Source organism: Devosia sp., assembly GCF_036406155.1.
Taxonomy (GTDB): domain Bacteria; phylum Pseudomonadota; class Alphaproteobacteria; order Rhizobiales; family Devosiaceae; genus Devosia_A.
Map to the genome: position 1 here is coordinate 1 of NZ_DASWVV010000214.1, position 12,447 is coordinate 12,447.

General features: G+C 69.9%; 12 protein-coding genes. 5 read left to right on the forward strand and 7 right to left on the reverse strand.

Annotated elements, in window-relative coordinates:
• Together VGD93_RS15115 and VGD93_RS15120 are read left to right on the forward strand one after the other, a co-directional pair.
• Nucleotides 1-727 (forward strand): polyprenyl synthetase family protein (locus tag VGD93_RS15115; protein WP_395012997.1); only part of this gene is annotated, 727 nt, incomplete at its 5' end.
• 1 nt (nt 728) lies between these two features.
• On the forward strand, nt 729-1,208 hold the full coding sequence (locus tag VGD93_RS15120) for a YbaK/EbsC family protein (RefSeq protein ID WP_395012998.1): 480 nt from the start codon (nt 729-731) through the stop codon (nt 1,206-1,208).
• Nucleotide 1,209: 1 nt separating this feature from the next.
• Here the strand turns inward: VGD93_RS15120 and ispG are convergent, their stop codons facing one another.
• Nucleotides 1,210-2,460 carry a flavodoxin-dependent (E)-4-hydroxy-3-methylbut-2-enyl-diphosphate synthase gene (gene ispG / locus VGD93_RS15125; protein ID WP_395012999.1) on the reverse strand — a complete coding sequence of 417 codons (1,251 nt, stop codon included), beginning with the start codon at nt 2,458-2,460 and terminating at the stop codon, nt 1,210-1,212.
• A 110-nt stretch (nt 2,461-2,570) separates the two neighbouring features.
• Between ispG and VGD93_RS15130 the strand changes: the two genes are divergently transcribed.
• From VGD93_RS15130 to VGD93_RS15140, 3 genes are all read left to right on the forward strand, one after another.
• On the forward strand, nt 2,571-3,527 hold the full coding sequence (locus tag VGD93_RS15130; RefSeq protein WP_395013000.1) for a GGDEF domain-containing protein: 957 nt from the start codon (nt 2,571-2,573) through the stop codon (nt 3,525-3,527).
• A gap of 90 nt (nt 3,528-3,617) precedes the next feature.
• The gene (locus VGD93_RS15135) at nt 3,618-3,938 is read left to right on the forward strand and encodes a YkvA family protein (protein WP_395013001.1); all 321 of its coding nucleotides are present in this window, start codon (nt 3,618-3,620) and stop codon (nt 3,936-3,938) included.
• A 28-nt stretch (nt 3,939-3,966) separates the two neighbouring features.
• Nucleotides 3,967-4,356: an iron chaperone gene (locus tag VGD93_RS15140; protein WP_395013002.1), complete on the forward strand. Its 390-nt coding sequence runs from the start codon at nt 3,967-3,969 to the stop codon at nt 4,354-4,356.
• A gap of 3 nt (nt 4,357-4,359) precedes the next feature.
• Here the strand turns inward: VGD93_RS15140 and pyc are convergent, their stop codons facing one another.
• From pyc to VGD93_RS15170, 6 genes are all read right to left on the reverse strand, one after another.
• A complete protein-coding gene (pyc, locus tag VGD93_RS15145) occupies nt 4,360-7,800 on the reverse strand; it encodes a pyruvate carboxylase (RefSeq protein ID WP_395013003.1) in 3,441 nt (1,146 codons plus the stop codon).
• 72 nt (nt 7,801-7,872) lie between these two features.
• Entirely contained in the window at nt 7,873-8,277 is a 405-nt protein-coding gene (locus VGD93_RS15150; RefSeq protein ID WP_395013008.1) for a TIGR01244 family sulfur transferase, read from the reverse strand.
• A gap of 133 nt (nt 8,278-8,410) precedes the next feature.
• Nucleotides 8,411-9,436, reverse strand: a complete 1,026-nt coding sequence (locus tag VGD93_RS15155; RefSeq protein ID WP_395013004.1) for a quaternary amine ABC transporter ATP-binding protein — start codon at nt 9,434-9,436, stop codon at nt 8,411-8,413.
• Nucleotides 9,433-10,305, reverse strand: a complete 873-nt coding sequence (locus VGD93_RS15160) for an ABC transporter permease (protein WP_395013005.1) — start codon at nt 10,303-10,305, stop codon at nt 9,433-9,435. The genes VGD93_RS15155 and VGD93_RS15160 overlap by 4 nt, the downstream gene beginning before the upstream one ends.
• Nucleotides 10,306-10,371: 66 nt before the next feature.
• Entirely contained in the window at nt 10,372-11,382 is a 1,011-nt protein-coding gene (locus VGD93_RS15165; protein WP_395013006.1) for an ABC transporter substrate-binding protein, read from the reverse strand.
• 98 nt (nt 11,383-11,480) lie between these two features.
• The coding region (locus tag VGD93_RS15170) for a glycine betaine ABC transporter substrate-binding protein (protein WP_395013007.1) at nt 11,481-12,447 on the reverse strand (967 nt) is incomplete at its 5' end.

Genomic DNA, 12,447 nt, shown 5'->3' on the forward strand with positions numbered 1-12,447 from the left:
CCAGGCGGCCGGCCTGTTCGGCGTCCCGGCGCAAAGCACCATCGTCGCCGGCCTGGCAGTGGAGGCGGTGCATTGCTACTCGCTGATCCACGACGACCTGCCGGCCATGGACGACGACGACCTGCGGCGCGGCCGCCCCACCGTGCACCGGGCCTATGACGAGGCGACCGCCATTCTCGCCGGCGACGCCCTGCTGACCCTGGCCTTCCAGCTGCTGGCGCGCGAGGACTGCGATCCCGACCCCGCCGCCCGCCTCAGGCTGGTCGCCGAACTCGCCCTGGGCGCAGGCGCCGGCGGCATGGTCGGCGGGCAGATGCGCGACATCGAGGGCGAGACGGCAAGGCTCTCCGACGCCGAGATCGGCCGCATGCAGGCGATGAAGACCGGCGCGCTGATCCGCGCCGCCGTGCGCATGGGCGCCATCCTCGGCGGCGCCACGGACGACGCCATGGCCCAGCTGACCCGCTTCGCCGAGGCGGCCGGCCGGGCCTACCAGCTCGCCGACGACCTGCTCGACGTCACCGCCTCGGCGGCGGCCATGGGCAAGGCCACCGGCAAGGACGCGGGCGCCGGCAAGCAGACGCTGGTGGCCCGCATCGGCGTGGAGGCGGCGCGCCGCCAGCTCGCCGAGATCACCCACGACGCGCTGGGCGCCCTCTTGCCCTTCGGCGCCGAGGCGGAGGGCCTGCGCCGCACCGCCCTGTATTTTGCCAGCCGGGAGAGTTGACTTGAGCCTTGAAACCGTCCGCGCCGACCTTGCCGCGCGCGCCCCCGATCTCGACGTCATGGTCACCGACGCTTCGACCGCGACCGTCCAGCTTGCCGCCGAGGTGCATGGGTGCGCGCCCGGGCAGATCGCCAAGACCCTCGCCATCCGGGTGAACGGCGACGAGTTCCTGCTGGTGACGCGGGGCGACGCCCGGCTCGACAACCGCAAGGCCAAGGCCGCCTTCGGCGGCCGCCCGCGCATGCTCGGGGCGGAGGACGTGTTGCGCCTGACCAGCCACGAAGTCGGCGGCGTCTGTCCTTTCGGGCTGCCGGCGCCGCTCACCATCTATTGCGACGTCTCGCTCAAGGTCTATGACGAGGTCATCCCCGCGGGCGGCTCGACCCACGCCTCGGTGCGCCTGCCGCTCGAGCGGCTCCTGGAGCTGTGCGGCGGCCGCTGGGCCGATGCCTGCGAGGTATCGCAGTCGGACGGCGCCTGAGCTAACCGGCCGCCGTCCTGGCCGACGCCGCCGCCCCCCGGCCGAAGCGCTTTTCGATGTAGTCGGCGACCATCTGCTTGAACTGGTCGGCGACGTCGGCGCCGCGCAGGATGGCGACCTTCTCGCCGTCGATGAACACCGGGGCCGCCGGCTGCTCGCCGGTGCCGGGCAGCGAGATGCCGATATCGGCGTGCTTGCTCTCGCCCGGGCCGTTGACGATGCAGCCCATGACCGCGACGGTCAGCGCCTCGACCCCCGGGTAGCGCTCGCGCCATTCGGGCATCGAGGCGGTGAGATGATCCTGGATGTCCTTGGCCAGCGTCTGGAACGTGGTCGAGGTCGTACGCCCGCAGCCGGGGCAGGCGGCAACCACCGGCAGGAACTGGCGGAAGCCCATGGTCTGCAGCAGCTCCTGCGCCACCCGCACCTCCTGGGTGCGGTCGCCGCCCGGTTCCGGGGTCAGGGACACGCGGATGGTGTCGCCGATCCCCTGCTGCAGGAGGACGCCCATGGCGGCCGAGGAGGCGACGATCCCCTTCGATCCCATGCCTGCCTCGGTCAGGCCCAGATGCAGGGCATAGTCGCAGCGCCTGGCCAGTTCCTGATAGACGCCGATCAGCTGCTGGACGTCCGAGACCTTGGTGGACAAGATGATGCGGTTGCGCCCGAGCCCCAGTTCCTCGGCGCGGGCAGCCGAGAGCAGGGCCGACTGGATGATCGCCTCGCGCTGCACGGCGGCGGCCGAGACGGGTTCGGCAGCCGCGGCATTCTCGTTCATCAGCCGGGTCAGGAGTTCCTCGTCGAGCGAGCCCCAGTTGACGCCGATGCGCACGGGCTTGTCGTATTTCACGGCCAGCTCGATCAGCGTCGCAAACTGGACGTCGCGCTTGTTCTTGAAGCCGACATTGCCCGGGTTGATCCGGTACTTGTCCAGCGCCTCGGCGCAGGCCGGATGCTCGCTCAGCAGCTTGTGGCCGATGTAGTGGAAGTCGCCGATCAGCGGCACGTTGACCCCGCGCGCCCGCAGGCGGTCGCGGATATGCGGCACGGCCGCGGCGGACTCGTCGCGATCGACGGTGATGCGGACCAGTTCGGAACCGGCGCGGGCAAGCGCCGCGACCTGGCGGACCGTCGCCTCGATGTCGGCGGTGTCGGTATTGGTCATCGACTGCACGACGATCGGGGCGCCGGCGCCGACCATCACGCCACCGACATCGACACCGACCGTATGCTTGCGGGGCGAAAGGGTCATCGTACACCGAGACATAGGCCCATCGGGCAAATCCCGCAACGCATTTACGCAGCGTTCATCCGGTTGCCCCTACGGTGGCGCGACGAGGCGAGTGCAAGCCGGGGGAACGAGTGCCGACAAGAAGAGCCGCCGACAAGCGGCCGATGAACTTCCTCACCGACGGGCCTGCCGAACCGTTCCGTGCCATCGTCGCCGCCGCCGCCGACGGCGTCATCGGCATCGACGCTGACCAGAACATCGTGATGTTCAACCGCGCCGCCGAGGAGATGTTCGGCCGCAGCGCGGCCGCAACCATCGGCGAGCCGCTGACCATCCTGCTGCCGGCAGCGCTGCGCCGCAAGCATGTCGGCCACGTCCGCGGCTTCATCGAGCGCGGCGAGCAGGCGCGCTACATGGGCCAGCGCAGCAATGCCCTGCGTGCGGTACGGGCCGACGGCAGCGAGTTTGCGGTGGCCATCTCCATCCAGCAGGTGGAAACCGACACCGGCCCGCTGATGGTCGCCCATGTCCGCGACATCTCCGACCGTATCGCGCTGCTCGAACAGCACGTGCAACTGGCGACGCGCGACCACCTGACCGGCGTACTGAACCGCCGCGCCTTCCTCGAAAAGGCAGGTGAAATCCATGAACGGTGGCAACGCGGCGAGGGCAGCTACACGCTGCTGATGCTCGACCTCGACCACTTCAAGTCGATCAACGACACCTATGGCCACGCCGCGGGCGACGCCGCCCTGCGCGACTTCGCCGCCCTGTGCGAGGCGACGCTGCGCCGGCCGGACCTGTTCGCGCGCTGGGGCGGGGAGGAGTTCGTGGCCCTGCTGCCGGGCGCCGACGCCGCCGCGGCCGCCGCCGTGGCGGAGCGGGTCAGGAAGCAGACCAGCCGCCGCACCACCGCCCCCGACGGCATCGTCGCCTATCGGCAGACGGTCAGCATCGGCATTGCCGGCCCGGAGCGCGCCCATCCGAGTTTCGACCACGTGCTGTACCAGGCAGACCGCGCCCTCTACGTCGCCAAGTCGCAGGGCCGCAACCGCATCGCCATTGCCGAGGAGCTGGCGGCCGCCTGACGCAAGCCGCCGCGGCCCGCTCTTGAACCTGGACGTGCAAGATCCGGGAAGGTTCTTGAAACCGGAAATGCATGGAACCATTTAAGGTCGATGCCAGGAAAATTCTCGCTTCTCGCCCGCTTCATCACCTTCCGCCGCGAACTCGTCACCCTGTGGCAAGCCTTCCTCGCCCCCGAGACGCCGATGCGCCTCAAGGCGCTGATGCTGCTGGTCCCGCTATATCTGCTGAGCCCGCTCGACTTGATCCCCGACTTCATCCCGATTGCCGGCTGGCTCGATGATGCCGTCGTCATCCCCATGTTGGTGAGCTGGATCGTTTCCCTCCTGCCGAAGGTCGCCCCGGTGCGGCCGTCGCGCCCGACCGGCACGAACGGCGACAGGACCATCGACGGCACCTGGCGGCGGCTCTAGACTCCGGCCCGTTCGGCAGGAGGGCTTGATGACCGCGAAATCGACGGACGCCGGCAGTGACCCTGCCGCCGCGATCGATATCTATATCGCGAACGTCCCAGAGCCTTTTCGCGGCGCCCTCGAGAAGCTGCGCGCCACCATCAAGTCCGCCGCTCCCAAGGCAGAGGAGGCCATGATCTATGGCGTCCCCGGGTTCCGCCACCACGGCAACCTCGTCTGCTACGCCGCCTTCAAGGCCCATTGCGGGTTCTATCCGATGAGCCCGGCGCTGCTCGATTCGCTGGCCGACGAACTCACCGGCTTCCGCGTCGCCAAGGGGACGATCCGGTTCACGCCGGACCAGCCCCTGCCGGCGGGGCTGGTGCGCACCATCGTCACCGCCCGCCTCGGGGAGAACGGGGCCGGCACGGCGACCTGAAACCTACTCGAACCGGACCAGCAGGTCCTTGGCGTCGATCTGGTCGCCCGGTTTCACCAGCACCTCGGCGACGACCCCGTCGGTTTCCGCGTGCAGGGCCGTCTCCATCTTCATCGCCTCGATGGAGAGCAGCACGTCGCCGGCGACGACCTGCTGGCCGCGCACCACCGCCAGCGTGGAAATCACCCCCGGCATCGGCGCCGCCACCTGCCTGGGGTCGCCGGACGCCGCCTTGGGCCTGGCGACGATGTCGCCGGCCTTGAGCCGGTCCGGCACCGCGACGCTGCGCGGCTGGCCGTTGAGGTCGAAGAAGACGCGCACCTGGCCCTTGTCGTTGGTCTCGGCGCGGCCGAGATACTGCAGCACCAGCGTCTTGCCCTTCTCGATGTCGATGAGGATCTCCTCGCCCTGCTGCAGCCCGTAGAAATAGACCGGGGTGGGCAACACCTCGGTGGGGCCGTAGCGCTCCTGCGTGCGGGTGAACTCGGCGAAGACCTTGGGGTACATCAGGTAGGAGGCGAGGCGCTTGTCGTCGATCGGCTCGCCCGCCTCCCGCGCGATCCTGGCCCGCTCCGCCTCGAGGTCGACATCCTTGAGATAGGAGCCGGGACGCGCGGTGAGCGGCGCCCTGCCCTTCAGCACCTTCTGCTGCAGCGCCTCGGGGAAGCCGCCCGGCGGCTGGCCGAGGTCGCCGGCAAAGAAACCGACCACCGAATCGGGGAAGGCGATCTCGCGCCCCGGGTCCTCGACATCGGCGCGCGTCAGGCCGGACGAGACCATGGCCAGCGCCATGTCGCCCACCACCTTGGACGAGGGCGTGACCTTGACGATGTCGCCGAACATGCGGTTGACGTCGGCATAGGTCTCGGCCACCTCGTGCCAGCGCGTTTCCAGCCCCATGGAGCGCGCCTGCTCCTTGAGATTGGTGAACTGGCCACCGGGCATTTCGTGCAGATAGACTTCCGACGCGCCCGAGCGCAGTTCGCTCTCGAAGGCGCGGTACTGCGTGCGCACCGCTTCCCAGTACAGGGAGATCTCGCGGATGGCCTTGCCGTCGAGCTGCGGGTCGCGCGGCCCGTCCTTGAGCGCGGCGACGAGCGAGCCCAGCGTCGGCTGGCTGGTGGTGCCGCTGAGCGCGTCCATCGCCGCATCGACGGCATCGACCCCGGCCTCGACGGCGGCAAGGATCGTGGCCGCCGCGGCGCCGGAGGTGTCGTGCATGTGCAGGTGGATCGGCAGGCCGGTTTCCTGGCGCAACGTCTCGACCAGCTTCTTCGCCGCCGCCGGCTTGAGCAGCCCGGCCATGTCCTTGATGCCCAGCACGTGGGCGCCCGCGGCCTCCAGTTCCCGCGCCAGCCCGACATAGTATTTGAGGTCGTACTTGGCCCGGCTCGGATCGAGCATGTCGCCGGTGTAGCAGATGGCGGCTTCGGCGACCTTGCCGGCTTCGGCCACGGCGTCGATGGAGACGCGCATGTTCTCCACCCAGTTGAGGCAATCGAAGATGCGGAAGACGTCGACGCCGCCCAGGGCCGCCTGGCGCACGAAGAACTTCACCACGTTGTCGGGGTAGTTGGTGTAGCCGACCCCGTTGGAGCCGCGCAGCAGCATCTGGGTGAGGATGTTGGGCGCCCCCTCGCGCACCTGCGCCAGCCGCTCCCACGGATCCTCGTTGAGGAAGCGCATGGCGACGTCGAAGGTCGCCCCGCCCCAGCATTCGAGCGAGAACAGATTGGGCAGGCCGCGCGCATAGGCCTGGGCGATGCGGGTGATGTCGTAGCTGCGCATGCGCGTGGCCAGGAGGCTCTGGTGGGCGTCGCGCATGGTGGTGTCGGTGAACAGCACCTGCGTCTGCGCCTTCATCCAGCGGGCGAGGCCCGCCGGCCCCTCGCGCTCCAGCACCTGGCGCGAGCCGGCGACGGCGGCCGATGGCGGATAGTCCGGCACCACCGGCACGGGGGCGCCGGAAGGCGGGCGCGGCCGGTCGCGCACTTCCGGATGGCCGTTGATGGTGACGTCGGCGATGTAGGTCAAGAGCTTGGTCGCGCGGTCCTTGCGGCGGCGGATGGCGAACAGCTCCGGCGTCGTGTCGATGAAGCGCGTGGTGTAGCGGTTGGAGACGAAGTCCGGGTGCGAGATGACGTTCTCGAGGAAGGCGAGATTGGTGGACACGCCGCGGATGCGGAACTCCCTGAGCGCCCGGTCCATGCGGGCGATCGCCTCCTGCGGCGTCGGCGCCCAGCACGTGACCTTTTCCAGCAGCGGGTCGTAGAAGCGGGTGATGATGGCCCCGGCATAGGCGGTGCCGCCGTCGAGCCGGACGCCGAAGCCGGTGGCCTCGCGATAGGCGGTGATGCGGCCGTAGTCGGGGATGAAGTTTTCTTCCGGGTCCTCGGTGGTGATGCGGCACTGGATGGCGTGGCCGTTGAGCCGGATTTCCTCCTGCGGCGGCACCCCCGATTCGGGCGTGCCGAGCACCGCACCCTCGAGCAACCGGATCTGCGCCTTGACGATGTCGATGCCGGTCACCGCCTCGGTGACGGTGTGCTCGACCTGGATGCGCGGATTGACCTCGATGAAGTAGAACTTGCCGCTGTCGGCATCCATCAGGAACTCGACGGTGCCGGCGCCGCGGTAGTTGGCGGCGCGGCCGAGCCTGAGCGCCGCCTCGGTGAGGTCGCGGCGCGCGGCCTCGCCGAGATAGGGGGCGGGCGCGCGCTCCACCACCTTCTGGTTGCGCCGCTGCACCGAGCAGTCGCGCTCGAACAGATGCACGAGGTTGCCGTGCGCGTCGCCGATCAGCTGCACCTCGACGTGGCGGGCGCGCTCGATCAGCTTCTCGAGATACATCTCGTCCTTGCCGAAGGCGGCCTTGGCCTCGCGACGGCCTTCGGAGACCTCGGTCTTCAGCTCCGTTTCGGAGGAGATGCGGCGCATGCCGCGGCCGCCGCCGCCCCAACTCGCCTTGAGCATCAGCGGATAGCCAATCTCGGCTGCCATGCGCGCCACTTCATCGAGATCATCCGGCAGCGCCGCGGTTGCCGGCACCACCGGCACGCCGCAGGCAATGGCCATGTTGCGGGCGGCGACCTTGTTGCCCAGGTCGCGCATGGTCTGCGCGCGCGGGCCGATGAAGACGAGGCCGGCAGCCTCGCACGCTTCGGCGAATTCGGGGCTTTCCGAGAGCAGGCCGTAGCCGGGATGGATGGCGTCGGCACCGGAAATGCGGGCGATGCGGATATATTCGTCGATCTGCAGATAGGCCTCGACCGGCCCCTTGCCCTTGCCGATCAGATAGGCCTCGTCGGCCTTGAAGCGGTGCAGCGCCAGCTTGTCCTCTTCGGCGAAGCAGGCGACGGTCTTCATCCCCAGTTCGTTGGCGGCGCGAAAGACGCGAATGGCGATTTCGCTGCGGTTGGCGACGAGGATTTTCTTGATCGGCATCGTTGGCATCCGAGCAGGAGGGGACAAGGGGGCCGTGCGGCCCCGACGAAAACAGGCGGTCGGACGAGGCGGCTAGCCGAGGTGCCCCGCCAGATGGGACAGGTCGTAGCCGGCGCCGGCCGCTTCCGCGATGATCTGGGCGGCGGGCCTTCGACCCGCCTGCGACAGCGCCCACAGCGTCGTCGAGCGCGTCCCCGACCGGCAATAGGCCAGGACCGGGCCGGCGCTCCCCTCGAGCGCCTCCCGGGTCTGCGCGACCATGTCGGGCGAGACCCCGTCGCGGCCGAGCGGTATGTAGTGATAGGCCAGTCCGGCTGCTTCGGCCGCCTGGCGAACGGCCTCGCCAGCAGGCTGGTCCGGCGCCTCGCCGTCGGGGCGGTTGTTGATGATGGTGGTGAAACCGGCGGCCTTGACTGCCGCCACATCCCCGATGCTGATCTGCGGCGAAACGCTTATGCTGTCGTTGATCCGCTTCACTTCCAAGATCGTCTCTCCGTGGAAATCGCCGGCCGCCGCGTTTGCGGGTGCCTTTATGGCGCGGCCCGCGCCCCGAGGCAACTGCGCCAAATGGCGGTATTCCGAACCGGAATATGAGCCACCCCGGGCCGCGCTAGGGTTCCGTGCTGCCGGGCTGCGCCAGCGCCTCGAGCACCGAGCCGACCCCGACCCGGCCGACCTGCGCCCCGTCGGCGTCGTCCACCCCGATCCACGCATGGGCGGCGAACAGCGCCAGCGCGTCCTCGCAGCGCGCGGTCGCCGGCAGGCGTGCCGGGTACGGGGCGAACGCCCCCCGCTCCATAACGGCGGCAAGCGGGACGGCGCGGGCGCGGCCGACATGGCGGGCGAAGGCCGCGACGTGGGCGGTGGCCGGCCGCAGCACGATCTCCTCGGGGCGGCCCACCTGCTCCACCGCCCCGTCGCGCAGCACCGCGATGCGCGTCCCCAGCTTCAGCGCCTCGTCGAAATCGTGGGTGATGAACAGGATGGTCTTGTGGAGCCGGCGCTGCAGAGCCAGCAGTTCATCCTGCATCTGCGCGCGGTTGAGCGGATCGAGCGCCGAAAACGCCTCGTCCATGAGCAGGATCGGAGTATCCATGGCCAGCGCGCGGGCCAGCCCCACCCGCTGCTGCTCGCCGCCGGAGAGCTGGCGCGGCCGCGAGCGCTCGTAGCCGGCGAGGCCAACCGTTTCGATCCAGCGGCGGGCGGCCGTCTCCCGCTCGGCGCGCCCGAGCCCGCGGACCTCGAGGCCGAAGGCGACGTTGTCCAGTACCGAGCGGTGCGGCAGCAAGCCGAAGCGCTGGAAGACCATCGACACCGTGTTGCGCCGATAGGCGCGGAGCCCGGCGGCGTCCATGGCCATGACGTCGACGCCGTGGACCACGATGCCGCCCGAGGTGGGATCGACGAGCCGGTTGACGTGGCGGATGAGCGTCGACTTGCCCGAGCCGGACAGGCCCATGACGACGTAGATCTCGCCCGCCTCGATGCTGAGCGAGACGCGGTCCAGCCCGACCACGTTGCCGGTCTCGGCCTGGATCTCCTGCTTGCCGCGCCCCGCGCGCAGCAGCGCCAGCGCCCGCTCCGGGCTGCGGCCGAAGATCTTGGTGACCTCCCGGATATCGATGACCGCGCTCACGGCTTGAAGTCCGTCACGCCGAGGCGCTGCTGCAGCCGCCGGCCGAAGGCCTGCGTGACGCGGTCGAAAACGATGGCCAGCGCCACGATGCCGAGTCCGGCGAGCAGGCCGCGACTGACTTCCAGCCGGCCGATCCCCTGCAGCACCTGGTAGCCGAGCCCGCCGGCCCCGATCATCGAGGCGATCACCACCATGGAGAGCGACATCATGGTGGCCTGGTTGATGCCGGCGAAGATGGTGGGCAGCGCCAGCGGCACCTGGATCTTGAGCAGCCGCTGGCCCCGGGTCATGCCGAAGGACCAGCCGGCCTCGAGCACGTCGGGATCGACCAGCCTGAGGCCGAGATCGGTGAGCCGCATCAGCGGCGGGGCGGCATAGATCATGGTGGCGAGGACCGCCGGGACCCGCCCCGGGCCGAACACCATCACCGCCGGGATGAGATAGACGAAGCTGGGCATGGTCTGCATCAGGTCGAGCACCGGGGTGAGGACGCGCCGCAGGAGGGCCGATCCGGACATCGCCACGCCCAGCGGGATAGCGACGACAATCGTCCCCAGCGTCGCCGTCAGCATCAGCGCCATGGTCTTGATGGCATCCTCCCACAGGCCCAGCACGCCCAGGAACAGCATGGCGGCGGCCACGACGAGCGGCAGGGCCGGCTTGCGCGTGGCCAGGAGCGCGAGGCCGGTGAGGATCGCGATCAGCGCCCACCAGGGCAGCGCCAGCAGACCCTGCTCGATGGTGTTGAGCGTCCATTGCAGGGGCGAGGCAGCGGCCTCGAAGCCCTCGCCCCAGGTGGCGATCAGCCAGTCGAGCCCGTCGTCGATGGCACGCCTGAGCGGCGCGGTGTCGAAGAGTTCCGGAAACATCGTGCCCTCAACCCAAGGCGGCGGGCCGCTGCCGCCCCGCCGCACCTCCGGCCCGCGCCGGCTCGCCTAGTCGAGGCCGGCCGTGACCGCCGCGGCAATTTCGGCCGGCACCCAGCCGGTCCAGATCGCCTCTTCGGTCCTCAGGAAATTCTCGGCGACGGCCTCGGCATCGGCCTTGTTCTCCTCGCCCCACGCCAGGATGCGGCCGATTTCGGCGTTGGTCAGGCTGGCCTTGCGCAGGTACTCGACCACGGTCGGTGCCTCCTGCGGCAGCCAGCTGGCGGCCGCCTTCACCGCGTCGGGGACGACGAAATCCGTCTTTTCCGGGTTGGCGCAGGCCGCATCGCCGATGCAGGCGAACTTCGCCTCGTCGAACGGGGCCATCTCCAGCCGGGTCATGGGGAAGCGGCCCATCATGGCCGTTGGTCCCCAGTAGTAGAAGACGATGGGCTCGCGGCGCAGGAAGGCCTGCGCGATGGTGGCGTCCAGCGCCCCCGCCGAGCCCGGCGAGAACAGGTTGAAGGTGTCCCCGAGGCCGTAGGCCTTGAAGAAGTTGGCATCCATGATCTCGCACGCCCAGCCCGGGGGGCAGGACACGAACCGGCCCTTGCCCGGATCGTCGGGATCCTTGAACAGCTGCCAGTACCTGGGCAGGTCCTCGACCGAGCGCAGCCCCGGATTGGCCTCGGCCACATAGGTCGGGATGTACCAGCCCTGCACCAGCCCCTCGGCGATGGCGGGCCCCAGATCGACCACCTTGCCCGCGGCCAGGCCCTTCTCCCAGGCTTCCTTGCTGGCATTGGGCCACAGTTCCGGGGCCAGCGCCGGTTCACCCTTGGCCACCATGGCAGCCAGCGTCGGGACGGTATCGCCCGGCACCAGCGCCACGCGGCAGCCATAGCCCTTCGCGAGGATGACGGCATGCACGCGGGCCAGCGCCGCGGCCGACGGCCAGCCCATCTCGGCGATGTCGATGGTGCGGTCGGTCTCGCATTCGGCGGCGGTGGCGGCCTGTGCAGCGACGGCGGCCAGGAACGCGGCAAGGGCCAGGGCCGCAAGCTTGACGTGAGGTCTCATAGGCGAATCCTCTCGGTGAAGGGCACATAGCCTATGGAGCCCGCGCCGCCGCCGTCAAATATTTCAGCCGCCGCAACGGCCGCCGCCCGCGCCGGGCGCTACTCGTCGCCGGCCGGACCGGGAGCTTGCGGCACGGCGGCTTCGGGTTCCGCCGGCAGGCCTGCCCACGGCCGCCACACCGCGCCGCGCGCCGCAACGAAACCCTGCGCCACGGCCTCGACGGTTGCCCCCGGCTCGCCCAGCGCCTGCAGCATGGCGTTCATCTCGGCGACCGGCATCCTGGCGCGCTGGAAATACGACGCCACCTGCGGCGCCTCCATGTAGACCCACTCGCTGAGGGCGATCACGACCGGATCGGGGGCGAAGCTGGTGGGCACGGGGGCGGCGCACGCCTGCCGCCCGGCGCAGCGGAAGCCTTCCTTGTCGTAGGCGCCCAGATCGACGGGCCGGAAGCCGAACTGGGCGAGGATGGCATTGGGCTGCCAGTAATAGAAGACGATCGGCTCCTTGCGGCCCACCGCCTCGGCGATCAGCGTGTCGAGCTCGAAGCGGTTGGCCGGCACGATGACGTCGAACATCTCGCTCAGGCCGTTGGCCCTGAGCAGGTTGCGGTTGATCACCGAGCAGGCCCAATCGGCCGGGCAGGAGAGGAAGCGCGGCCGGCGGTTCGGAACCAGTTCCGCCGCGTGTGCCTTGAGGCCCTCGACGGTGACGATGTCGGGCCACGCCGCGGCCGCGAAATCGGGCACGAACCAGCCCTCGAGGACCGGTTCGTCATAGCTTGTCCCGGCCTGCCGCACCTTCTGGCCGGTGATCGCCGCATTCCAGATCTCGGGGATGCGCGCGACCCACAGCTCCGGCGCCACCGCCGGCTGCCCGGTGGCGCCCATGGAGGAACCGGTGGCGGCGAGATCGCCCTCCTGCAGGTATACCTCGCACCCGAACGTCGCCGCGAGGATATCCGCATGGATCTGCGCCAGCAGGGCCGCGGTCGGCCATTGCATGCGGGCGATGCCGATGGGCTGGGTGCCGCACGGCGGGGGCGGCGCGGCCTCGCCCGCGGGC